Raw genomic sequence first — 21831 nt, 5'->3', positions numbered from 1 at the left:
CCCCCGAGCTATTGGGCGTTCGGCCGAGCCCCCTCCCGAGCCGCCCTCTCCATCCCCTCCAGCCGGGACAGCATCGGCATCGGATCCACCCCCACCGACCCCGGCAGAAATTCAGCAAGCCGCTCCGGCGTCCAGTGACCGTCCGTATAAGCCGAGCGCAGCTCCTGCGGCTGCGCCCACACCGCGATCTTCGGCCCCGCGATCGTGTACACCTGCCCGGTGATCCGCTGCTCCCGCGCCCGCTCCGACAGCAGGTAGACGACCAGCGCCGCCACGTCCTCCGGCTCCCCGATCTCCGTAAGCTCCATCGGCACGCCCGCGGACATCCGGGTACGGGCGACCGGCGCCACCGCGTTGGCGGTCACCCCGTACTTGTGCAGGCCGAGGGCGGCGCTGCGGACGAGCGAGATGACGCCGCCCTTCGCGGCGCTGTAGTTGGCCTGCGAGACGGAGCCCTGGTGGTTGCCGCTGGTGAAGCCGATGAGCGTGCCGGACTTCTGCCCCCGCATGACCGCGGAGGCGGCCCGGAAGACGGTGAACGTGCCCTTGAGGTGGGTGGCGACGACCGGGTCCCACTCCTCCTCGGCCATGTTGAACAGCATCCGCTCGCGCAGGATCCCGGCCACACAGACGACCCCGTCGAGGCGCCCGTACGCCGACAGGGCGGTGTCGACCACCCGCTGTCCGCCCGCCATGGTGGAGATGTCGTCGGCGACCGCGACCGCCTCGCCGTCCGCCGCCTCGATCTCCTTGACCACGGCCTCGGCGACCTCGCTGGTGGGTGAGGTGCCGTCGGTGGCGACCCCGTAGTCGTTGACGACGACCTTCGCCCCCTCGGCCGCCGCCGCGAGCGCGACCGCCCGGCCGATGCCCCGCCCGGCGCCGGTCACGGCAACGGTCTTGCCTGCCAAGAAGTTCCCCACGCCCGGCCCCTTCCCGCGGTTTCTGACGGACCGTTAGATTTTATGGCGCGTCGGACGCACGGAGACAAGCCCCGGGGAGGACCGAGATGTCACTGGCCGCACTCCATCCCGAGTTCCACGACATCGCGGGACGCGTGAACAACTGGGGACGCTGGGGGGCCGACGACGAGATCGGCACCCTGAACCTGATCACCGGCGAGGTGGTGCGCGAGGCGGCGGCCACCGTCCGCACCGGGCGCCGCGTCCCCCTCGCGCTGCCGCTCCAGCAGGACGGCGTGCAGACCGGGATGATCCCGGGCCGGGTCAATCCGCTGCACGCCATGGTGCAGGTCAACCAGGAGCTGTTCGGGCCCGGGACGGTCGCGTGCAGCGACGACGCCGTGACGATGGGGCTGCAGGCGGGGACCCACTGGGACGCGCTGACCCATGTCTCGCACTCGGGGAAGCTCTACAACGGCCGCCCGGCCGGCACCGTCACCGCCCACGGCGGCGCCGAGTTCAGCGGGATCGACAAGGCCCGGCACATCGTCTCGCGCGGGGTGCTGCTGGACGTGGCACGCGCGCGGGGCGTGGACCGCCTGGAGGGCGGACACGCGGTCACCCCGGAGGACCTGGAGGCCGCCGAGGAGCTCGCGGGTACGCGGGTGCGGGCGGGGGACATCGTGCTCGTACGGACCGGGCAGGTCCAGGTGTATCTGGCGGGCGACAAGCACGCGTACGCCTATCCGTCCCCGGGTCTGTCGGTGCGCACGCCGGAGTGGTTCCACGCGCGTGATGTCGCCGCGGTCGCCAACGACACCATGACCTTTGAGATATTTCCGCCCGAGATAGAGGATCTGTGGCTGCCCGTGCACGCCCTGGACCTGGTGGAGATGGGGATGCTCCAGGGGCAGAACTGGAATCTCGAAGAGTTGTCCACAGCCTGTGGAGAAGAGCGGCGGTACGCGTTCCTGCTCTCCGCGATGCCCGAGCCGTTCGTGGGCGCGACCGGTACTCCGGTGGCGCCGGTGGCGATCCTGTGACGTCGACGGCATCCGACGACGCCCCGCACCGTCCGGTGGTGTCCGGCTGGCGGCGCGCCGGCACCCGCCCCGAGCACGGTCCCGCACGCCGCCATCCGACTTCGACCCGCACTCGCCAAGGGCTCCGTCCCCCACGGACCCTCGCCGTCCCCTCGCGGCGAATCGTTGAACACCAGAGTGATCAAATGAACACGAGGCGTCAACACCCTTACGGGGATTTGTTGCTTACGCCCGATTCGCGGCGGACGCGCACGGGTGCACATCCCGGCGCACCGATCCGCGGTCGCCATGTCCCGGCGGTCTTCCCTGCGCCCGTGCTCCGGGGCTACACCGCCTCGAACGCCAGCCCCTCGAACGTGGTCACATGGGCCCCGTACGCCCTCGCCGCGCTCTGCCGGGCCTGCGTGCAGCGGTCCAGTTCGCACCAGATGCGCTTGCCCGCGCCCTCGGCGCTCCAGCCCCAGCGGTCGGCGAGACCGTCGACGAGGGCCAGCCCCCGGCCGCCGGTCGCGTCGTCGTCCGCGCACCGGGGCACCGGGGCGCGGGTGCTGGTGTCGGCCACCTCCAGGCGCACGGTGGCCGACTCGGCCGCCACGCCGGGCAGGGAGAGCCGCAGCACGGCCGGACTCCCGGTGTGCACCACGGCATTGGTGACCAGCTCTGAGACGAGCAGAATCAGGGTCTCGGCGAGCGACTCGTCGTCCGCCATCCCGGAACCGGCGAGCCGCGAGCGGGCCCACCTCCTGGCGCGCCCCACCTCCGCGGGGTCGGGCCGGATCTCCAACTGCACTTGAAGCACCTGCACCGCTCACACCATCCGAACCGGCGGACACATGACCCCACGCCATGCGGGGGCCACGATCGTAGCCATTTTCTGCATGGCCAGAACAACGGCCAGAGCAGGGGTCACGGAACGTGATTCCCTTGAAAGACAGCATGGTTGACGTACAGTCACCTCAACAAGCGCTTCAGGCATATTCCAGCGCGAAGGAGTACGTGTACGGCATACTGTGCGACGGTCATCACGGGGAGTCGAACAAGCCGGTTGCGAGGCCGACTCGGGGGCCTCACCGGCGTGGCTCGGGCTCTGGACCACTCGCATCTCACACAAGGTACCGGAGCGTTCACCGACTCCGAGGGGTGACGAGTGAGCCGCGGGACACCATGCGGCACCCACGCTCCGTGATCACGGCGCGCCACGATCCGCGACATCCCCGGCGGGCGGTGCGCCGACCTCCCAGCGCAGGCGCCCTCCGGGCGGTTCAGGCGAGGAGGTCGACGGCGAGCAACTCCTCACTCTCCGTCACTCCACCGGCGCGTTGGGCTCGCACCCACGTTCGCTTCAGATGCAGGTGGACCTCTGCCTCCCAGGTGAAGCCCATTCCGCCGTGCACCTGGAGGCAGTCGCGGGCGCCGCGCACGGCCGCCTCGTCGGCGAGCAGCCGGCCGGCCGCGATGTCCACCGGGTCGCCGGTGACGGCCGCCGCGTAGACGGCGGCCCGGGCGGTCTCGACCCGGACCAGCATCTCGGCACACAGGTGCTTGATCGCCTGGAAAGCCCCGACGGGCTGCCCGAACTGCTCTCGCGCCCGGGCGTGTTGCACCGCCAGCTCGCACACGCGCGCGGCCGTGCCCAGTTGTTCGGCGGCGGTGAGGAGCACGGCGACGGGATCCGGCGCGCGGACCGCGCGGACCCGGTGCAGCGGCGTCAGCGGGTCCACCGACCGCAGGGGCAGGGCCCCGGAGGCGCCCCCGAGCACGGTGTCGGCCTCGGCCAGCCACTCCACCAGACCGCTGTCCACGGCGGTCACCACCGCCTCCCCAGTGGCCGCCCCCGGTACGGTCCCGGCCGCGAGGTGGGTGGCCACCAGCGGGCCCGGCAGCAGTGCCCGCCCCGCCTCCTCGAAGGCCAACACCGCCTCGGGCAACCCGAGTCCGACCCCCCCGTCCGCCTCCGGCAGCCGCAGCGCGAAGAACCCGGCCTCGCCCAGTTCCCGCCACAGCGCCCGGTCGAGGCCGGGGGCCGTGACCGCCGCCCGCAGCGCCTCGCCGTCGAAGCGCCGGGCCAGCAGTTGCCGTACCCCGTCCCGCAGGGCCCGCTGGTCGTCCGTCAGCCGGAAGCGCATACGCCGGCTCACCGCCCTTTCGGCAGGCCGAGGATCCGCTCGCCCACGATGGTGCGCTGGATCTGCGAGGTGCCGGCCGCGATGGTGTACGAGAGGGAGGAGAGCCGGTCGAGGACCCAGGGCCGGTCGAGGTCGAGGCAGTCCGGGCCGAGGACGTCGGCGGCGGTGTCGTACAGCTCCTGCCGCGCGTGCGAGTACCTCAGCTTGAAGACCGAACCCCCGACGCCGGGCACTGCGCCGCTCGACTCGGCCTCGCTGACGTTCCACTGCGTCAGCCGCCACAGCGCGCGGAACTCGGCGTTCAGCCGCCCGAGCCGCCGCCGCACCACCGGATCGTCCCACCGGCCACCGCGCCGGGCCTCGCGGGCCAGCTCCCCCAGGACCCGGCGGCAGGCGACGACCTCGCCGACGAACGCCGTGCCGCGCTCGAAGGACAGCGTCACCATGGTCACGCGCCAGCCGTCGTTCTCGTCCCCGACCCGGTTGGCCACCGGCACCCGCACCTCGTCGAGGAACACCTCGGCGAACTCCGCCGACCCCGCGAGTGTCCTGAGCGGCCGTACGGTCACGCCCGGGGCGTCCATGGGCAGCGCGAGCCAGGTGATGCCCCGGTGCTTGGGCGCCCCGGGGTCCGTGCGCACCAACAGCTCGCACCAGTCGGCGACTTCGGCGTGCGAGGTCCAGATCTTGGACCCGCTCACCACGTAGTCGTCGCCGTCGCGCCGGGCGCGTGTGCGCAGCGAGGCGAGGTCGGACCCGGCGTCCGGTTCGCTGAACCCCTGGCACCACACCTCGTCCCCGCGCAGGATCGGCGGCAGCCAGCGCGCCCGCTGTGCGGCCGTGCCCTCGGCGGCGATCGTCGGCCCCGCGTGCAGCAGCCCCACGAAGTTGGCGCCCACGTAGGGGGCGCCCGCCTTCTCGGTCTCCTCCAGGAAGATCAGCCGCAGGGTCGGGGAGGCGTCCCAGTGGACGTCGGCGTACCCGGCGTCGTACAGCGTCCGCTGCCAGCCGAGGTCGTAGGCGCGGCGTCCCGGCCAGTCGTCCGGGGAGGGCTTCGGGGGCAGCGTGGGCAGCACCTTGCCCAGCCAGTCCCTGAGCCGGGCCCGGAAATCCTCCTCCTCGGGCGTGTACGTCAGGTCCATCAGCGGTCGAGGTCCAGGTCCAGCATGCGGATCGCGTTGCCCCGCATCAGCTTGTGGACCGTCTCGTCGTCGAGGCCCTTGACGTGGTCGAGGGCGACCTCCTTGGTGTGCGGGAAGGTCGAGTCGACGTGCGGGTAGTCGGTCTCGAAGGTGGCGTTGTCGCGGCCGACCACGTCCAGGGACGCGACGCCGTGCTTGTCGCGGAAGAAGCAGCAGAAGATCTGCCGGTAGTAGTACGTCGACGGCGGTTCCGGGATCAGGTCGCGCACCCCGCCCCAGGCCCGGTGCTCCTCCCAGACGTCGTCGGCGCGCTCCAGGGCGTACGGGATCCAGCCCATCTGGCCCTCGGAGTAGGCGAGTTTGAGCGCCGGGAATTTCACCAGCACCCCGCTGAAGAGGAAGTCCATCATCGAGGCCATGGCGTTGTTGAAGGACAGCGAGGCCTGCACGGCCGGGGGCGCGTCGGGGGAGGCGGCGGGCATCTGCGAGCTGCTGCCGATGTGCATGTTGACGACCGTCCCGGTCTCCTGGCAGACCGCGAAGAACGGGTCCCAGTAGCCGGAGTGGATGGAGGGCAGCCCGAGGTAGGTGGGGATCTCGGAGAAGGTCACCGCCCGCACGCCCCGGGCCGCGTTGCGCCGGATCTCCTCGACGGCCAGTTCCACGTCCCACAGCGGGATCAGGCACAGCGGGATCAGCCGGCCGCCGCTGTCCCCGCACCACTCCTGCACCATCCAGTCGTTGTAGGCCCGTACGCAGGCCAGCGCGACCTCCTTGTCGTGCGCCTCGGCGAAGGTCTGTCCGCAAAAGCGCGGGAAGGTGGGAAAGCAGAGGCTGCCCTCGACGTGGTTGAGGTCCATGTCCGCCAGCCGGGCCTTCGGGTCCCAGCAGCCGCGCCGCATCTGCTCCCGGGTGATGCCCTCCAGGGTCATCTCGTCGCGGTCGAAGCCGACGGCGGCGATGTTGCGCTTGTACGGGAACTTCAGGTCCTCGTAGATCCACCAGTCGGTCGGCGGGCCGTCGGGGTCCATCGTGATCTGGTACCGGCCGCCGACGTAGGCGAGTTCCCCGATGCCGGCGGTGAGCGGCTTGGGGCCGCGGTCCCGGTACTTCGCCGGCAGCCAGGTCTCGAAGAGGTGCGCGGGTTCGATCACATGGTCGTCGACGCTGATGATGCGGGGCAGTTCGGTCATGGTCCCCTCCGCCTGGCGGACTTATCTGATGGATCGTCAGATTCTCCTCGGCAAGCAGGCTAGTGGCGCACCCCTGGACCGACAAGGCGCACCGCCCTACGCTCTGCCGCACGATCTGACTGTCCGTCAGTTATTTGGGGGCCGCCGTGAACGACACCGCACACGCGCTCAGCACCTCCCGCACCCTCTGGGAGCTGGTCGCCCGCCGCGCCGAGCTCACCCCCGACCGGCCGGTCCTGCTCCAGGACGACCGCGCCCTGACCTTCGGCGAGCTGCGCGAGGGGTCCGAGCGGGTGGCGGCGGGTCTGTACGGCATGGGCGTACGTCCCGGCACGGTGGTCGCCTGGCAGCTGCCCACCCGGATCGAGACGGCCCTGCTGTCCTTCGCGCTGGCCCGGCTGGGCGCGGTGCAGTCGCCGGTCATCCCCTTCTACCGGGACCGGGAGGTCGGCTTCGCGCTGCGGGAGTCCAGGGCGGAGTTCTTCGCGGTGCCGGGGACCTGGCGGGGGTACGACCACACGGAGATGGCCCGGCGGCTCGGCGCGAAGGGCGTCTTCGAGGCGTACGGCGACCTGCCCGACGGCGACCCCGGGGTGCTCCCCGCCCCGCCCGCCGAGGGCACCTCCGTGCGCTGGATCTACTGGACCTCGGGCACCACCTCCCACCCCAAGGGCGTGCTGCACACCGACCGTTCGCTGATCGCGGGCGGCTCGTGCCTCGCGCACGCGCTGCACCTCACCGCGGACGATGTGGGCTCGATGGCCTTCCCGTACGCGCACATCGCCGGGCCCGACTACACGGTGATGCTGCTGCTGTACGGCTTCCCCGCGGTGATGTTCGAGCAGTTCGCGCTGCCGGAGGCGCTGGAGGGCTACCGCAGGCACGGGGTGACGGTGGCCGGCGGGTCGACGGCGTTCTACTCCATGTTCCTCGCCGAGCAGCGCAAGCGGCCGGGGGCGAAGGTGATCCCCACGCTACGGCTGCTCGCGGGCGGCGGGGCGCCCAAGCCGCCGGAGGTCTACCACGCCGTGGTCCGGGAGATGGGCGTGCAGCTCACCCACGGATACGGCATGACCGAGGTGCCGATGATCACGATGGGCTCGCCCGACGACACGGCCGAGAACCTGGCGACCACGGAGGGACGGCCGCCGCGGGAGATGGAGATACGGATCGTCGACGGGGAGGTCCGGCTGCGCGGGGAGGCCGTGTGCCAGGGCTACCTCGATCCGGCGCAGACGGCGGAGGCCTTCGACGAGGAGGGGTTCCTGCGCACCGGCGACCTCGGCCATCTGACCGGTTCCGGGCACCTGGTGCTCACCGGGCGCCGCAAGGACGTGATCATCCGCAAGGGCGAGAACATCTCGGCGAAGGAGATCGAGGACCTGCTGCACCGGCACCCGGCGGTGGGCGACGTGGCCGTGATCGGACTCCCGGACGCCGAACGCGGGGAGCTGGTCTGCGCGGTGGTGGAGCAGCCCCCCGGCGCCGAGCGACTGACCCTGACCGCCGTCACCTCCCACCTGCGCGCCCAAGGACTGTCCGTACACAAACTGCCCGAACGACTGGAGGTGGTGGACGCCCTTCCGCGGGGCGAGACCCTGCGCAAGGTACTCAAGTACCGGCTCCGCGAACGCTACTCGGGGACCGTGAAGTAACGGGCGAAGGAGGGCACGATGTCCGCCTCGGCCACCTTGCCGTCGCCGTCGGTGTCGAGGGTGGCTGCCACTGCCTGGGCGGTGTCGTCCGGGACGCCGAGGGCTCGCAGCACGCGTGCGGTGTCGGTGACGGTGGCCCTGTCGTCCCCGTCGGTGTCCACGATGTCCAGGGCGGCGTGCAGGAAGGGGCGGGCGATCTCCGCGAACCGCTCGGGGTTGTCGCGCAGCCGCTTGACCGCTCCGGTGACGAACTCCTCGCGGGTGATGCGCTGGTCGCCGTCCCGGTCCGCGATCCCCGCCATGCCCTGCCAGAAGGCCTCGGCACCGGCGTAGAGGGCCTGTCCCTTGTCGGAGCGGGCCGCCACACCGAACTCGGCGAGCAGCGCCTTGGCCGCGCCGCTGAAGTCCAGCCGGTCGATGTAGCCGTTGCCGTCCTGGTCGAAGGTGGCGAACCGGGCGGCGATCCTGCGCTCGTATTCGGTGCTGACCATGTCTTTCGGGCCGCCTTACACGTGGGGGTACGTCCGCACGGAGCGTACGACGCCGCGACCGGTTCGGGGGCGGGAAAGCGGCGCCTGTACCAAGACCGGGGAAATTCTGGTGGAATTCCGCGACAAACGTCACGCGCTGAGCGGGTCGGGCTCGTCGCTCACCGCGCTGTCCACATCGGCGTACACCTCGAACAGGCGCCGGACACCGAGCGCGCCGAGGACCCGGTTGACGTGCGAGCCGTCGACGGCGCCCCGGGCCGGGAGGATCAGCCGCAGCCGACCCTGGCAGGAGCGGATCAGCCGGCGGGCCGCGATGAGCACGCCGACGCCGCTGGAGTCGCAGAAGAAGACCTCCGAGAGGTCGAGGACGAGGCTGTGATGACCCTCGGCCACCATGTCGTGCACCCGCTGGCGCAGCACCGGCGAGGTCATCAGGTCCAGCTCGCCCACCACCCCGAGCACGGCCCACTCACCCCGTTCGACGCCCGTCACCTTGAATGCCACGGCCATGCCCTCCGCTCGCCGGATCTTCCGGAACCGCCCGGACCGCCTGGAAACGGAAGCAGTTCCTACGCTTCTTTCCGCGCAGCTGCCCAGCGGCCGTTCCCGGAAACCCTGAACGGCAAACGACAGGCGATCATCAAGGGACTTGTTTCGGTCACCTCCGATCCTGTTCGATCGGAGATTGTCATGGCGTGCCCGCCCCGTGGTTTCCGAGTGGAGGTCCCGTGAGGTACGGCGAAGGCCCACTACCACTTGGGGGCCGTCAGGGGGCGCGCATTGAGACAAAGGGGCGTGCGTTGTCCGAAGTGCCGACTACATTCGATGACACGGCGGATCCACGCTGGACACGGCACGGAGAGGGGGGAGGGAGCCGGATGGTGAAGAAGGACACACCACCCCGCTGGGACCGCAGGATGCAGCAGCGGCTCGCCCACGGAGAGGCGGCCGCCCTCGGCGAGCTCTACGACCGGTTCGCCTCGCTCGTGCACGGCCTCGCCCACCGCGTCCTCGGAGACGAACGGGCCGCCGACCGCATCACCCGCGAGGTCTTCGCCCACGTCTGGGAACACCCCGACACCTACGACCCCCGGCAGGGCCCCTTGCGCTCCTGGGTCGCCGCGCTGACCCACCGGCTCGCCGTGCAGCGGCTGCGCGCCACCGAGACCGCCGCGCTCACCCAGGGCGGGACCGGTACACCGGAGGACCGCACGGCCGAGCTGGAGCGCAAGGTGCGCCGCGCCTCGGTCGCCGCCCGCGCCGACTACATCGTCCACTCCATGCCCGCCCCGCTGCGCGCCGCCCTCGAACTCGCCTACGTCCAGCGCCGCGACTACCGCCAGACCGCCGCCGACCTGGGCGTCACCGAGGACGAGGCCCGCCGTCGGCTCCGCCTGGGCCTGCAACTGCTGTCCACCGCCCACGACGCGGCGGCACCCGGAGCACCGCCCGGATACGGAGGTGCGGTGTGACGGACTTCGAGAAGGGCGAGCACCCGGAGCACGACGGCACGGGCACCGGCGGCGGCGACGCGCGCCCGCCGGAGCCGGACGGCTCCGACCCCGGCCCGTCGCCGCGCATCCCCCTGCCCCGCGCCTCCGTGGAGGACAGCGGACTGCCGCTGCCCGACCTCGACGACCTCGCGCCCGTACCGCTGGACCTGCCGCACGACGTCCTGAAATCGCTGCTCGGGGCATGGGCGCTGGCCGCCTGTTCGGCCGCGGAGACGGCGGCCGTCGAGGTGCACCTGGGCGAGTGCGGCGACTGCGCGGACGAGGCGCTCCGGCTGCGCGAGGCGGTGGGTCTGCTGCACCAGCCCGAGAGCCTGGACCTGGACCCGGGGCTGCGCACCCGCGTCCTGCGCAACTGCCTCGACCGGCGTCCGCCGCGCATCCCGGTACCCGAGTGGGCGGCGCCGTACGACGCCGAGACCGCGCGCCTGGACGCGCTGCTGCAGGACTTCGGGGACGCGGAGTGGCACGCGCCGGTGCGGCTGCGGTGGTTCGCGCGGGACGCGGCGACCAGCCGCCGCACCACCGTCGCCGGGGTGATCGCGCATCTGCTGTCCGTCGACGGGCTGGTGGCCGTGGCGCTGGGCCTGGACGACCCGCTGGCCGACGCGGGTGCCCCGGGCGAGGAGGCCGCCGGTCCCGCCGCACGGACGGAGGCCTACTGGCGGGCCTCGCACTTCCCGCCGAACCGCGCCGTGCGGGCACCGTGGCGGGAGCAGAGCCACCACCTGGTGCGGACCGTGTCCTTCACCGGGGGCGGCGCCGGGCAGCTGGAGGTGTCCTACGGCGACTTCACGCTGCCGCTGCACCACGCGATGCTGGACCGGGCCTTCGAGTGCTGGGTGCACGCGGAGGACATCGCGGAGGCGGTGGACTACCCCTACGAGCCGCCCGCGGCGCCCCATCTGCACAGCATGATCGACCTGGCGGCCCGCCTGCTGCCCACCGTGCTCGCGGCCCGGCGCCGCTCGGGGCTGGCCTCCCCCGGCCCGACCCGGCACCTGGTCCCGGCGGGCTCACCGGGCCGCAGCCTCCGCCTGGAGATCGAGGGCTCGGGCGGCGGCGAGTGGCTGATCCCCCTGGACTCCCCCGCCGCCGTGGGCTCCGCCGACCACGAGGTGGCCCACGTCGCCCTCGACGGCGTCGAGTTCTGCCGTCTGGCCGCGGGCCATGTGTCTCCGGCGGAAGCGGCGGCGGGCCAACTCGGCGACCGCGACGCCATCAGGGACGTACTGTTCGCGGCGGCGTCGCTGAGCCGGATGTAGGTTTCCGGCACCGGCGGGGGCTACGCGAAGACGACCGTCCGCCGGCCGTTCAGCAGGATCCGGCGCTCCGCATGCCACTTCACGGCCCGCGCCAGCGCCTGGCACTCCACGTCCCGCCCCACGGCGACCAGCTGATCCGGCGTCGCGTCGTGGCCGACCCGCTCGACCTCCTGCTCGATGATCGGCCCCTCGTCGAGGTCGGCCGTCACATAGTGCGCGGTGGCCCCGATCAGCTTCACACCCCGCGCATGCGCCTGGTGGTACGGCTTCGCGCCCTTGAAGCTCGGCAGGAAGGAGTGGTGGATGTTGATGATCCGCCCGCTGAGCTTCTTGCACAGGTCGTCGGAGAGCACCTGCATGTAGCGGGCCAGCACGACCAGTTCGACGTTCTCCTCGCGCACGATCTCCAGGACCCGCGCCTCGGCCTGCGCCTTGGTGTCCTTGGTCACGGGGATGTGATGGAAGGGGACGTTGTAGGACCCCACCAGTTCCTCGAAGTCGGTGTGGTTGGACACCACCGCCGCGATCTCCACCGGCAGGGCCCCGATCCGCGCACGGAAGAGCAGGTCGTTCAGGCAGTGCCCGAACTTGCTGACCATGAGCACGATGCGCATCTTCTCGTCGGCCCGGTTGATCTGCCAGTCCATGTGGAAGGAGTCACCGATCGCCGCGAAGCTCGCGCGCAGCTTGTCCAGCATCACCGGCGCCTCCGCCGAGAAGTGGACCCGCATGAAGAACAGTCCCGTGTCGTGGTCGCCGAACTGCTGGCTGTCCTCGATGTTGCAGCCGGTCATGAACAGAAAGCTCGACACGGCGTGCACGATGCCCTGCTTGTCCGGGCACGAGAGGGTGAGGACGTACTGGTCGGCCGGCGCGGCCACGGCTCGGTTGGACTGCTCGTTCATGCAGGACAGGGTCCCATATCCCCCTCCGCCGCGGCGCGCCGTCCGCTACGCGGACCGCGTCATGATGCGCAGGACCTCCAGCGTCCGCGGGGATGTGTCCGGGTCCTCGCCGTCGCTCGCCGCCATGCGTACGTGGGCGTCCCGTGCCGCCCGTACCGCCTCCGGCCACGCGTGGTGGTCGACGTAGGCGGAGACCGGGGCGTCGGGGCCCACCTGGTGCATGATCCGCAGCACCCGCAGCACGGCCGTGTCGACCAGCGCCGCCTCCTGCGAGTCCCGGAAGATCGTGCCGACGTACTTCTCGGCGGACCAGTTGTCCAGCCAGGTGTCCTCGACCAGCCGGTACACGGCGTCGGTGACGTCGCCGTACCCGTCGACACCCGCCAGCCAGACATCCCGCTGGAAAACCGGATCGGAGAGCATGTGCAGCGCCGAGCGCACATTGCTGCGCCAGCGCCACCACGGCATGTCGTTCAGGGGCATGCCGCCCATGGTGGAGGAGCGACGGCCGCGACGGGAAGAGTTCTCCGAACCTTGCACGGTCACCGATCGTACGTTCCCCGTCCCAGGCGCCTCACCGGCCCCTGCTGTTCACCCGCGCGTCACCGGTCGTTGACCCACGGTCACTCCCAGGTTAGCGGTGTGACGGAATCGTGTGGGTCCATGACCGGCAGGCGACGCTTCCGCAGTTCCCTCTCCCGCTTCCTCCACCGGCCCGCCAGAGCCACCGTCCTGTCCGCCGGCGCGCTGGCCGCGTGTGCGTCGCTCGCCGCCGGATGCGGGGCCGTCCCTGGTGCCGCGGGGGGCTCCGGGGGCGGCCCGATCAAGGTCATGACGTGGGCGCCGGACGGGACCGACGCCACCAACAAACCCGGCATGCCCGCCATGGCGCTGGCCTACGCCCGCTGGATCAACGCCCACGGCGGCATCAACGGCCGCAAGCTCAAGGTCCTGACCTGCAACGACCACAACGACAGCGTGGCCGCCGCGAAGTGCGCCCGGCGCGCGGTCGACGAGGACGTGGTGGCGGTCGTCGGCTCCTACAGCCAGTTCGGCGACTCCTACTTCGCCCCGCTGGAGGGCGCCGGCATCCCGTACATCGGCGGCTTCGGCGTGACGAACGACGAGTTCACCCGCGCCTACTCCTACCCCGTCAACGGCGGCCAGCCCGCGCTGCTGGCCGGCCTCGGCAAGGCGCTCTCCCAGAACTGCGGCCCCATCGCCCTGGTCCGCCCCGACAGCATCGCCGGCGACGAACTGCCGGCCCTGCTCGACGCTGGCCTGAGAACGGGCGGCCACGAGGTGGCGGACGACCTGCTGGCGGCCGAGAACGCCACCGAGTACGGCACGATGTCGGAGCGCTCGCTGCGGGCGGCGACCGTCGACCCGGTGAAGCGGGGATGCGTGGTGCCCGCCCTCGGGGACCGCAACGACATCTTCATGGACTCCTTCCGGCGCAGCCGCGAGGACTACCCGGCGGTGCGCACCGCGACCGTCATGGGCAGCGTCGACCAGACGACGATCAACGCGACGGGCGGCGCGTCGGGGCCGTACGAAGGGGCGTACATCACCGGCTGGTACCCGGTGGCCTCCGACGCGCGCTGGAACGCGATGAAGAGGGTGATCAACGAGGAGGCCTTCGGCGACAACCGCATCGACCCCGCGGACGCCGGAGTGCAGACCACCTGGATCGCCTACGCCGTCCTGAAGGCCGTCCTGGAGCGCATCGGCACCGGCGACATCTCCGCCGACACCGTGCGCCGCACCCTCGACGACGGCATCAAGGTCGGCACCCGCGGCCTCACGCCCACCCTCCAGTGGCCCCGCACCACCAGGCTCGCCGACGTGGGCCTCACCCGGCTGGTCAACGCCACCGTGACCCTCCAGGTCGTCAAGGACGGCCGGCTGGTCCCGGCCGGCAAGAACGGGCCCGAGGACGTGACGTCGACGCTGGAGAAGGCGGACCTCGGCTGAAGCCCGCCTACCACCGGCTCACAGCTGGGTCGGCTGGCGCTGGGTGAGCCCGTACGTCTTCGCGATCGCGTTCCACAGCTGGGCGGCCTTGATCTTCTGGGCGCTGGCGGTGCCGCTCGCGCGGTTGCCCGCCTGAGTCTGGCCGGTGGAGCGGGCCTGGCCCTTCCGGCAGCCCTTCTTGCCGGCGACCTGGTCGGCCCACGCCGCGTAGTGGCTGTCGGCGGACGCCGAGGCCTGCCACGCGCTGGTGAGCGCGCTGGTCAGCGCGGCGTTGTTCGGCAGCTTGTCGACGGACAGCTTCGACAGCCGGGTGACCAGGTCGGTGCGCTGCTTGGCGGCGTCGCGCAGGTCGGAGGCGGCGTCGCCGAGGTTGTTGCAGGCCCGTACGTTGCCCACCGCCTTGATCACCGAGGCGCGGCTGCTGCCGCTGTCGGCGAGCAGCTTGTCCAGGGCGACGGCCTGCTGCTCGGCCGGGTCGGCGGAGGCGGACGCGGACGCGGAGCCCTCGGTCGCGGGCGCCGACGCGGCGACGGGCTTGTTCTTGTCGGCCTGGTCATCGCCGCCACCGCCGCCGAGCAGCGCGCCGGCGCCGACCCCGATGACGACGAGGCCGATGCCGATGGCCGCGATCAGCGGCACCCGGGATCCGGTACGGCCTCCCCGGCCGCCCCCGTTCTCCTCGGGCTCCGGACCGCCCCGCCCGCCGCCCGGGCCCTGCGGGGCGTACGAGGGCTGCGGCTGCCCGGGATGGCCGCCCGGCGGCTCCTGGAAGCGCGGCATCTGCTGCGTGGCCGGGCTCTCGCCGCCCGGTCCGCCGCGGAAGAGGTTGTCGAACTCGGCGGGCGGCTGCCGGTCCCCGCCGGGCGCGCCGGTGTAGGGCGGGATGTACTGGGTGGCCTCGGCGTCCGGGTGCGGCGCGGCGGGCTGCTGCTGCACCGGCCGTCCCAGGTACCGGGTCTCCTCTGCCCCCGTCTCGGCCGGCAGCGCCCCCGGGGTGACCGGCGGCAGGTACTGGGTGGCGCCCTCGTCGGCGGGGGCGGGCCCGGCGGTGACCGGCGGCAGGTACTGGGTGGCGCCCTCGTCGGCGGGGGCGGCGGCCGGGGGAACCGGCGGAAGGTACTGGGTCGCCCCCTCGTCGGCCGGGGGCAGGGGCGCGCCGGGGGCGCCATGGCCGTACGACTGCTGGGGGGCGGGGGCGCCGTACGCCGGGTTCTGCGCGCCGCCCTGGCCGCGGGCGCCGTACGCCGCGCCGTAGCCCTGGTTGTCCGGTATCTGCCCGCCGTACGCGGGCGCCGGCGCTCCCTCCGGGGGGAGCGGGCCCGCACCGGGCGTGCCGGGGCTCTGGCCGGCCCACGGGTCGGACTGCTCGGGGGCGCTCCACTGCTGGGCGCCGGCCGGGGGCCAGCCCTGGTCCTGCTGCGGCGCCTGCTGCTGGCCGGGGCCCCACGGCTGGCCCCAGGTCTGACCGCCGGACGGGCCGGCCGGGGGCTGGGCCGCCGGGGCGGCCGGGTGGGTGGCGGGTCCGCCCGTCATGCCCGGCAGCAGCGGCTCGCCACCGTCGGAGGGCAGCACGACGCCTTCGCGCGCGGGCCGCGCCGAGGGCTCCTCGCCCTGTCCACTCTGCGTCACCGGGACTCCTACGATTGGGGGACCTTCGGAACGTCGGCTCACGCTACCGGGTCCCCCGAGCCTGGTGCCACGCAGCTCAGGGCGTGACCTCCTGCCCTGTGACAGCCGTAACAAAACCGCCCCGCGATGCGCTGTTCACATCACCTCCCGCCCGCGCCCGGCTCGTTCTCCGTCCGTTCACGCGACCGCGGGGCAGCCGTTCACGCGGCCTGCTGCAACTCCAGCCGCGCCCCGAACTCCCGTACCACCGCCTCCTCCCGGTACGGCTGCAGGCGCTGCTGGAAGTCCTCCAGGTACTCGGCACCCCGGTTGGAGCGGAGCGTCTCCAGGAGCGCGACCGCCTTCATCCCGGTACTGCACGCCTGCTCGATCTCGCGCTGCTGCACCTGTGCCGTGGCGAGCAGCACATAGCCGATCGCCCGCCGGCGCGCCCGGGTCTCCGGATGCCCGGCGAGGGACTCCTGCGCGCACCGGGCCGCCGCCTCGGCCTGTCCCAGGTCGCGGTGGCAGTGCGCCAGTTCGTCGGCGAGGTAGGCCTCGTCGAAGTGCGCGATCCACCCCGGGTCGTCCCCGGAGTCGGCGTCGGCCCCTTCCATCGCCGTCACCGCCCGCCCGGACGCCAGCTGGGCCGCGCGCGCGTCGCCCAGCAGGGCGTGCCCGCGTGCCTCGGCCGCGTGGAACATCGCCTCCGCGCGCGGGGTCACGCGCCCACGCGCCCCCTCCTGCGCCGCGCGCGCCAGCTGCGCGATCTCCCGTGGGTTGCCGAGCTGCGCCGCGAGGTGGCTCATCGAGGCCGCGAGGACGTAACCGCCGTAGCCGCGGTCGCCCGCCGCCTGCGCCAGCCGCAGCGACTGGATGTAGTAGCGCTGAGCCAGCCCGGGCTGCCCGGTGTCCACGGCCATGTACCCGGCGAGTTCGGTCAGCCGGGCCACCGCGGCGAACAGGTCGCGGCCCACGGCCTCCCGGTAGGAGCCGGCCAGCAGCCCCGAGACGACGCTGTTGAGGTAGTGCACGACCACCGGGCGCACATGCCCGCTGCCGTACTGGTGGTCGAGATCGGTCAGCGCCTGGGTCATCGCGCTGACGGCGGCCACGTCGGACTGCCCCACGCGCGGCCCCGCCGAGCGTGCCACCTGCGCGTCCGGCGCGGAGATCAGCCAGTCGCGGCTGGGCTCGACCAGCGCCGAGGCGGCGACGGACGAGCCGGACAGGAAGTCCCGGCGGCCCACGTCGCTGCGCCACAGCTCGCAGACCTGCTCGATGGCCCCCAGCACCGTCGGCGAGAACTGGAGACCCACGCCCGAGGCGAGGTTCTTGCCGTTGGCCATGCCGATCTCGTCGATCGTGACCGTACGGCCGAGTTTGCGTCCGAGGGCCTCGGCGATGATCGCCGGGGCCCGTCCGCGCGGCTGCTGTCCGCGCAGCCAGCGGGCCACGGATGTCTTGTCGTACCGCAGATCGAGCCCGTGCTCGGCGCCGCACATGTTGACCCGGCGGGCGAGCCCGGCGTTCGAGCAGCCCGCTTCCTGGATGAGCGCCTGCAACCGTTCGTTCGGCTGCCGCGCGACGAGAGGCCTGGCGGCCATGGCGTACCCCCTGGCGAAGCGAAATGATCCGGCCGGGAAGATCACTGCCCAGCGGACATACCGAAAATGCGAGGCATGCGAAGTTTGCCGGGGAAAGGCTGGCGCCGACCCCACCCGTGGCTACCCAGCCCGGGCCCCGCTTCCTCCCGCGCGCCCCCGCACATGCACCCATGCGCCCCGGCCGGGGAACCGATGCTCTCCCCCGCGCGCGGCACGCCCGTAACCACGGGTGGACGCGGGAGTTGAGTGGAGCGTGGAAGAGACGATCGCGGGTACCCAAGCCAGTCAGACTGTCGGTCAAATCCCTCAGCAGCGTGGGGAATCGCTGCTGGACACCGCTGTCCGCTACGCCGAGGAACGCCACTGGGACGTGGTCCCGGGCACCTGGCTGGAGCCCGTCGACGGGGTACAGCGCTGCTCCTGCGGGGACGCCGGGTGCCCTGCGCCCGGGGCGCATCCGGCGCGCCCGGACTGGGCGGCCCACGCGACCGGCAGCGCGACCGTCGTGCGCCGGATGTGGCAGCGGCAGCCGACCGCGTCCATCCTGCTGCCCACGGGGCGCACCTTCGACGCGCTGTCCGTCCCGGAGACCGCGGGGTTCCACGCGCTGGCCCGGATGGAGCGGATGGAGCTGACGCTGGGGCCGGTGACGCTCACCCCGGACCGGAGGATGAACTTCCTCGTGCTGCCCGGGGCGTCGGTGAAGCTGCCGGACCTCGTGCGCAAGCTGGGCTGGTCGCCGGGGGCGCTGGACCTGACGGCGCTGGGCGAGGGCGACTACGTCGCCGCGCCCCCCACCCGCTTCGGCTCCCGCGGCGCCGTCCAGTGGGCCTGCCGGCCCACTCCGGCGAACCGCTGGCTCCCCGACGCGGAGGAGCTGATCTCCCCCCTCGCCTACGCCTGCGGACGCGACCGCTGAACCAACTCCCCAAAGGCCCTAGGGTTCCCGTATGACGCAAGCGGGAGTCGACGCGGTTGCCGTGCGTGTGCGGGGGCTGTGGAAGCGGTTCGGGCAGCAGGTGGCCGTGGGCGGGATCGATCTCGACCTGCCCGCCGGGAAGTTCATCGGGCTGGTCGGGCCCAACGGGGCCGGGAAGACCACCACCCTCTCCATGGTGACCGGGCTGCTCCGGCCCGACGACGGGTCGGTCGAGGTCGTCGGGCACGACGTGTGGCGTGATCCGGTGGCCGTGAAGGCGCGGATCGGGGTGCTGCCGGAGGGGCTGCGGCTGTTCGAGCGGCTGTCGGGCCGGGAACTGCTGGGCTACACCGGCCGGCTGCGCGGGCTGCCCGGGGCCGAGGCGGACCGGCGGGCCAACCAGTTGCTGGACGTGCTCGACCTGGCGGGGGCCCGGCACAAGCTGGTCGTCGACTACTCGACCGGCATGCGCAAGAAGATCGGACTCGCGGCGGCCCTCCTCCACAACCCCGAAGTGCTCTTCCTCGACGAGCCGTTCGAGGGCGTCGACCCGGTGTCCGCGCAGACCATCCGGGGCGTCCTGGAGCGGTACACCGCCTCCGGCGCCACCGTCGTGTTCTCCTCCCACGTCATGGAGCTGGTCGAGTCGCTGTGCGACTGGGTCGCGGTCATGGCCGCCGGCCGCATCCGGGCACACGGCACACTGGCCGAGGTGCGCGGCGAACACCCCACTCTCCAGAGGGCGTTCCTGGAACTGGTCGGCGCACCGGGCCGCGACGCCGGATCCGACCTGGACTGGCTGGGCGGCGGGGCCCGATGACCGGCGTCACCTCCACCGTCGTACGGCTGAAACTGTCCCTGCTGCGGGGCGGGCTCAGGCAGTCCGGCGGACGGCGCGCCGCGTTCGCCGTGTCGGCCGTCGTCGCGCTGCTCTTCGCCGCGCTGCAACTGCTCGGCCTGCTCGCGCTGCGCGGGCACGCGCACGCCGACGCCGTCGCCGTCCTCGGCACGGCCGTACTGGCGCTCGGCTGGGCGGTGATGCCGCTGTTCTTCCCCAGCGGCGACGAGACCCTCGACCCGACCCGACTGGTACTGCTCCCGCTCCGGCCGCACCCGCTGGTACGGGCCCTGCTGGCGGCCTCACTGGTCGGCGTCGGGCCGCTGTTCACGCTGATCCTGCTGGCGGGCTGCGCGCTCTCGGTCGCCGAGGGAGCGGTGGCGTACGTGCTCGCCGTCGTCGCCGTCGTCCTCGCGCTGCTGGTGTGCGTGGCCCTCGCGCGGGCCGTCGCCGCCGCCAACGTACGGCTGCTGACCAGCCGCAAGGGACGCGACCTGGCCGTGCTCAGCGGACTGCTCGTCGCGGTCGGCGCACAGCTGGTCAACTTCGGCGCCCAGCGCCTGGGGTCGGCCGGGCTCGGACAGCTCGCCCCGGTGGCCGACGTGCTGCGCTGGGTGCCGCCCGCGTCGGCGGTGGGCGCGGTACAGGCGGCGAGCGAGGGGGCGTACGGGATCGCGGTCGCCCAACTGCTCGTGACCGCCGGGGCGTTGGTGCTGCTGGTCGCGGTGTGGGCGCGCAGTCTGACCCGGCTGATGGTCTCGCCCGACCGGTCCACCCTCCAGACCGTCGACGCCCGGACCCGGGACCGTTCGTCGAGCGGACTGGGACGTCTGCTGCCGGCCGGGCGCACGGGCACGGTCATGGAGCGCAGCCTGCGCTACGTCTGGCGCGATCCCAAGACCAAGGCCGCGTGGGCGACCTCGCTGGCCATCGGACTGATCGTGCCGGTGTTCAACGCGGCGCAGGGCACCGGGTCCGTCTACTTCGCGTGCTTCGCCGCCGGGATGCTCGGCATCCAGATGTACAACCAGTTCGGACAGGACACCTCGGCCTTCTGGATGGTCGCGACGACCATCTCCTCGGCCCGGGACGCGTACGTGGAGCTGCGCGGGCGGGCGCTGGCGCTGCTGCTCATCACCCTCCCGTACGCCACCCTCGTGACCGTGCTGACCACGGCGATGCTGGGCGACTGGGCCCGGCTGCCGGAAGCCCTCGGCCTGTCCCTGGCGCTGCTCGGCGCGATGCTGGCGACCGGCGCGTGGACCTCGGCCCGCTTCCCCTACTCCATCCCGCAGGAGGGCTACAAGAACGTGGCCCCCGGGCAGGCGGGCCTCGCCTGGATCTCCATCTTCGGCGGCATGGTCGCGGCGGCCCTGCTGTGCGCCCCCGTCATCGCGCTGACGATCTGGCTGAACGTGAGCGCGGACGGCCCCACGTGGACATGGATCCTGCTGCCGCTGGGGGCGGCCTACGGAGCGGCGGTCACCCGGGCGGGCCTACGACTGGCGGCCCCGCGTACGGCGCGAAGGCTGCCGGAGATCCTCGCGGCGGTAAGCAAAGGCTGACGCGACAGGCCCACACGGCACCCGCACTCGCCATCGGGCTGAAGCCCGCGGACGAGAAGGCGCTCAAACCCCGAGCACCTCGTCCAGGAACGGCTCGACAGCCGCCCGCCAAGCCTCCGGCTGGTCATAGTGGACCAGGTGACCGGCGTCCGCGACCTCCGCGTACTGCCCGCGAGGCAGCACCCGGACCATCTCCTGCGCCTCCGCCCGCCCCAGCTCCCCGTCGAGGCCGCGCACGACCAGGGCGGGGCACTGCACCTGGGCGAGCTCCTCCCAGTGGGCGTCGAACACCCAGGTCTCGCGGGACTTGAGCATCTGCTCGGGCTCGAAGACGGGGCGCCAGCCGTCCGGGGACTCCTGCATCACCTCGGCGTAGAACGCGCCCCGGCACGGGTTCGGGCGCTCCACCCACGGGTCGTCCTCGCCGAACCACTTGCGTACGTCGGCGAGTGTGGCGAAGGGGACGGGCCAGGACTTGAACCAGTCGGCCCACTCGCGCTGCGAGGCCGCGCCGAGCGCGGAGGCCCGCATGTCGCAGATGATCAGACCGCGCACCAGGTCGGGGCGCTTGGCGGCGAGCTGCCAGGCGGTCAGCGCGCCCATCGCGTGGCCGATGAGGACGGCGGGCGCGAGGCCCAGCTGCTCGACGGCGGCCTCGGCGTCGTCGGTGTACGCCTCGCGGGTGTAGGCGGCCTGCGGGGGCTTGTCGCTCTGGCCGTGGCCGCGCTGGTCCAGTGCGACGGCGCGGTGGCGCTCGGAGAGCCAGCGGGCGGTGGACGCCCAGTGCGAGGCGCGGCCCATCAGGCCGTGCAGTAACAGCACGCCGGGCTGGGAGCGGTCCGGATCGTCCTTGGGAGGGTCGGCGAACTCCCAGGCGGCGAGCCGTACGCCACCCGCTCCCGTCACATCGATGCGCCGTGCCATGGGTCTGGCCCCCCTAGCTCCGCTCGGACACCCGCACACTATCGAATGTTTATTCGAAAATTCCGTTCCTGCGGTCAACACCCCTCATTCGAGTGACACCTCTCAAGGCATGATCGCCGCCACCGAGGGGATCTTCTCAGCGGGAGGCGGACCGCTCGGGGAA

Annotated in this window: 20 protein-coding genes; 8 read left to right on the top strand and 12 right to left on the bottom strand. The window is 72.5% G+C overall.

The genetic code is table 11. The features are described 5' to 3' along the window. Positions 1–8: 8 nt before the first annotated feature. Positions 9–923: an SDR family NAD(P)-dependent oxidoreductase gene (locus tag ACZ7L0_RS33945; protein ID WP_471246378.1), complete on the bottom strand. Its 915-nt coding sequence runs from the start codon at positions 921–923 to the stop codon at positions 9–11. 86 nt (positions 924–1009) lie between these two features. Here ACZ7L0_RS33945 and ACZ7L0_RS33940 point away from each other — a divergent pair, with 86 nt between their 5' ends. Further along, positions 1010–1945: a cyclase family protein gene (locus ACZ7L0_RS33940; protein WP_471246377.1), complete on the top strand. Its 936-nt coding sequence runs from the start codon at positions 1010–1012 to the stop codon at positions 1943–1945. A 325-nt stretch (positions 1946–2270) separates the two neighbouring features. Here the strand turns inward: ACZ7L0_RS33940 and ACZ7L0_RS33935 are convergent, their stop codons facing one another. The 4 genes from ACZ7L0_RS33935 to ACZ7L0_RS33920 all read right to left on the bottom strand — a co-directional run bounded on the left by ACZ7L0_RS33935 (position 2271) and on the right by ACZ7L0_RS33920 (position 6406). Further along, positions 2271–2735 carry an ATP-binding protein gene (locus ACZ7L0_RS33935; protein WP_471246411.1) on the bottom strand — a complete coding sequence of 155 codons (465 nt, stop codon included), beginning with the start codon at positions 2733–2735 and terminating at the stop codon, positions 2271–2273. Positions 2736–3207: 472 nt separating this feature from the next. Next, on the bottom strand, positions 3208–4071 hold the full coding sequence (locus ACZ7L0_RS33930) for an acyl-CoA dehydrogenase family protein (protein WP_471246376.1): 864 nt from the start codon (positions 4069–4071) through the stop codon (positions 3208–3210). Positions 4072–4079: 8 nt separating this feature from the next. Continuing rightward, positions 4080–5213 carry an acyl-CoA dehydrogenase gene (locus ACZ7L0_RS33925; protein WP_471246375.1) on the bottom strand — a complete coding sequence of 378 codons (1134 nt, stop codon included), beginning with the start codon at positions 5211–5213 and terminating at the stop codon, positions 4080–4082. Next, positions 5213–6406, bottom strand: a complete 1194-nt coding sequence (locus tag ACZ7L0_RS33920) for an amidohydrolase family protein (RefSeq protein ID WP_471246374.1) — start codon at positions 6404–6406, stop codon at positions 5213–5215. The genes ACZ7L0_RS33925 and ACZ7L0_RS33920 overlap by 1 nt, the downstream gene beginning before the upstream one ends. 146 nt (positions 6407–6552) lie before the next feature. Here ACZ7L0_RS33920 and ACZ7L0_RS33915 point away from each other — a divergent pair, with 146 nt between their 5' ends. Then, positions 6553–8061, top strand: a complete 1509-nt coding sequence (locus ACZ7L0_RS33915; protein WP_471246373.1) for a class I adenylate-forming enzyme family protein — start codon at positions 6553–6555, stop codon at positions 8059–8061. Here the strand turns inward: ACZ7L0_RS33915 and ACZ7L0_RS33910 are convergent. Continuing rightward, positions 8040–8552: an EF-hand domain-containing protein gene (locus tag ACZ7L0_RS33910; RefSeq protein WP_471246372.1), complete on the bottom strand. Its 513-nt coding sequence runs from the start codon at positions 8550–8552 to the stop codon at positions 8040–8042. The genes ACZ7L0_RS33915 and ACZ7L0_RS33910 overlap by 22 nt on opposite strands. A 129-nt stretch (positions 8553–8681) precedes the next feature. Then, complete coding sequence (locus ACZ7L0_RS33905; RefSeq protein WP_471246371.1) at positions 8682–9062, bottom strand: STAS domain-containing protein; 381 nt, start codon at positions 9060–9062, stop codon at positions 8682–8684. 368 nt (positions 9063–9430) lie between these two features. On the opposite strand from ACZ7L0_RS33905, the gene ACZ7L0_RS33900 reads away from it, so the two are divergent. Continuing rightward, complete coding sequence (locus ACZ7L0_RS33900; protein WP_471246370.1) at positions 9431–10024, top strand: sigma-70 family RNA polymerase sigma factor; 594 nt, start codon at positions 9431–9433, stop codon at positions 10022–10024. After that, positions 10021–11328 carry a maleylpyruvate isomerase N-terminal domain-containing protein gene (locus ACZ7L0_RS33895; RefSeq protein ID WP_471246369.1) on the top strand — a complete coding sequence of 436 codons (1308 nt, stop codon included), beginning with the start codon at positions 10021–10023 and terminating at the stop codon, positions 11326–11328. Before ACZ7L0_RS33900 ends, ACZ7L0_RS33895 begins: the two co-directional genes overlap by 4 nt. 20 nt (positions 11329–11348) lie before the next feature. Here the strand turns inward: ACZ7L0_RS33895 and purU are convergent, their stop codons facing one another. Then, positions 11349–12233, bottom strand: coding sequence for a formyltetrahydrofolate deformylase (gene purU / locus ACZ7L0_RS33890; RefSeq protein ID WP_471246368.1), 885 nt, complete (start codon positions 12231–12233; stop codon positions 11349–11351). Positions 12234–12278: 45 nt separating this feature from the next. Continuing rightward, a complete protein-coding gene (locus tag ACZ7L0_RS33885) occupies positions 12279–12779 on the bottom strand; it encodes an SCO4402 family protein (RefSeq protein ID WP_471246367.1) in 501 nt (166 codons plus the stop codon). Between the two features lie 117 nt (positions 12780–12896). Here ACZ7L0_RS33885 and ACZ7L0_RS33880 point away from each other — a divergent pair, with 117 nt between their 5' ends. Next, the gene (locus ACZ7L0_RS33880; protein ID WP_471246366.1) at positions 12897–14207 is read left to right on the top strand and encodes an ABC transporter substrate-binding protein; all 1311 of its coding nucleotides are present in this window, start codon (positions 12897–12899) and stop codon (positions 14205–14207) included. An 18-nt stretch (positions 14208–14225) separates the two neighbouring features. Here the strand turns inward: ACZ7L0_RS33880 and ACZ7L0_RS33875 are convergent, their stop codons facing one another. Together ACZ7L0_RS33875 and ACZ7L0_RS33870 are read right to left on the bottom strand one after the other, a co-directional pair. Then, positions 14226–15836: a hypothetical protein gene (locus ACZ7L0_RS33875; RefSeq protein WP_471246365.1), complete on the bottom strand. Its 1611-nt coding sequence runs from the start codon at positions 15834–15836 to the stop codon at positions 14226–14228. A gap of 200 nt (positions 15837–16036) precedes the next feature. Further along, complete coding sequence (locus ACZ7L0_RS33870; RefSeq protein WP_471246364.1) at positions 16037–17422, bottom strand: transcriptional regulator; 1386 nt, start codon at positions 17420–17422, stop codon at positions 16037–16039. A 253-nt stretch (positions 17423–17675) separates the two neighbouring features. Here ACZ7L0_RS33870 and ACZ7L0_RS33865 point away from each other — a divergent pair, with 253 nt between their 5' ends. Genes ACZ7L0_RS33865 through ACZ7L0_RS33855 form a run of 3 tightly spaced genes read left to right on the top strand, consistent with a single transcriptional unit; the run spans position 17676 to position 20744 of the window. Next, positions 17676–18341, top strand: coding sequence for a bifunctional DNA primase/polymerase (locus ACZ7L0_RS33865; protein WP_471246363.1), 666 nt, complete (start codon positions 17676–17678; stop codon positions 18339–18341). 31 nt (positions 18342–18372) lie between these two features. Continuing rightward, positions 18373–19161 carry an ABC transporter ATP-binding protein gene (locus ACZ7L0_RS33860; protein ID WP_471246362.1) on the top strand — a complete coding sequence of 263 codons (789 nt, stop codon included), beginning with the start codon at positions 18373–18375 and terminating at the stop codon, positions 19159–19161. Continuing rightward, the gene (locus ACZ7L0_RS33855; RefSeq protein WP_471246361.1) at positions 19158–20744 is read left to right on the top strand and encodes a transporter; all 1587 of its coding nucleotides are present in this window, start codon (positions 19158–19160) and stop codon (positions 20742–20744) included. The genes ACZ7L0_RS33860 and ACZ7L0_RS33855 overlap by 4 nt, the downstream gene beginning before the upstream one ends. Positions 20745–20807: 63 nt before the next feature. On the opposite strand, the gene ACZ7L0_RS33850 is transcribed toward ACZ7L0_RS33855, so the two are convergent. Continuing rightward, complete coding sequence (locus tag ACZ7L0_RS33850) at positions 20808–21668, bottom strand: alpha/beta fold hydrolase (RefSeq protein ID WP_471246360.1); 861 nt, start codon at positions 21666–21668, stop codon at positions 20808–20810. Between the last annotated feature and the right edge of the window lie 163 nt (positions 21669–21831).

It is taken from the genome of Streptomyces sp. NPDC039424 (assembly GCF_055639495.1).
Note: the sequence above shows the minus strand (reverse complement) of the source record. Positions and strands in the feature narration are given on the sequence as shown.

Coding starts and splice junctions, on each gene's coding strand:
- ACZ7L0_RS33930 (WP_471246376.1), bottom strand. CDS start 4,071: ATGCGCTTCCGGCTGACGGACGACCAGCGGGCCCTGCGGGACGGGGTA.
- ACZ7L0_RS33910 (WP_471246372.1), bottom strand. CDS start 8,552: ATGGTCAGCACCGAATACGAGCGCAGGATCGCCGCCCGGTTCGCCACC.
- ACZ7L0_RS33940 (WP_471246377.1), top strand. CDS start 1,010: ATGTCACTGGCCGCACTCCATCCCGAGTTCCACGACATCGCGGGACGC.
- ACZ7L0_RS33870 (WP_471246364.1), bottom strand. CDS start 17,422: ATGGCCGCCAGGCCTCTCGTCGCGCGGCAGCCGAACGAACGGTTGCAG.
- ACZ7L0_RS33855 (WP_471246361.1), top strand. CDS start 19,158: ATGACCGGCGTCACCTCCACCGTCGTACGGCTGAAACTGTCCCTGCTG.
- ACZ7L0_RS33860 (WP_471246362.1), top strand. CDS start 18,373: ATGACGCAAGCGGGAGTCGACGCGGTTGCCGTGCGTGTGCGGGGGCTG.
- ACZ7L0_RS33880 (WP_471246366.1), top strand. CDS start 12,897: ATGACCGGCAGGCGACGCTTCCGCAGTTCCCTCTCCCGCTTCCTCCAC.
- ACZ7L0_RS33900 (WP_471246370.1), top strand. CDS start 9,431: ATGGTGAAGAAGGACACACCACCCCGCTGGGACCGCAGGATGCAGCAG.
- purU (WP_471246368.1), bottom strand. CDS start 12,233: ATGAACGAGCAGTCCAACCGAGCCGTGGCCGCGCCGGCCGACCAGTAC.
- ACZ7L0_RS33850 (WP_471246360.1), bottom strand. CDS start 21,668: ATGGCACGGCGCATCGATGTGACGGGAGCGGGTGGCGTACGGCTCGCC.
- ACZ7L0_RS33905 (WP_471246371.1), bottom strand. CDS start 9,062: ATGGCCGTGGCATTCAAGGTGACGGGCGTCGAACGGGGTGAGTGGGCC.
- ACZ7L0_RS33920 (WP_471246374.1), bottom strand. CDS start 6,406: ATGACCGAACTGCCCCGCATCATCAGCGTCGACGACCATGTGATCGAA.
- ACZ7L0_RS33925 (WP_471246375.1), bottom strand. CDS start 5,213: ATGGACCTGACGTACACGCCCGAGGAGGAGGATTTCCGGGCCCGGCTC.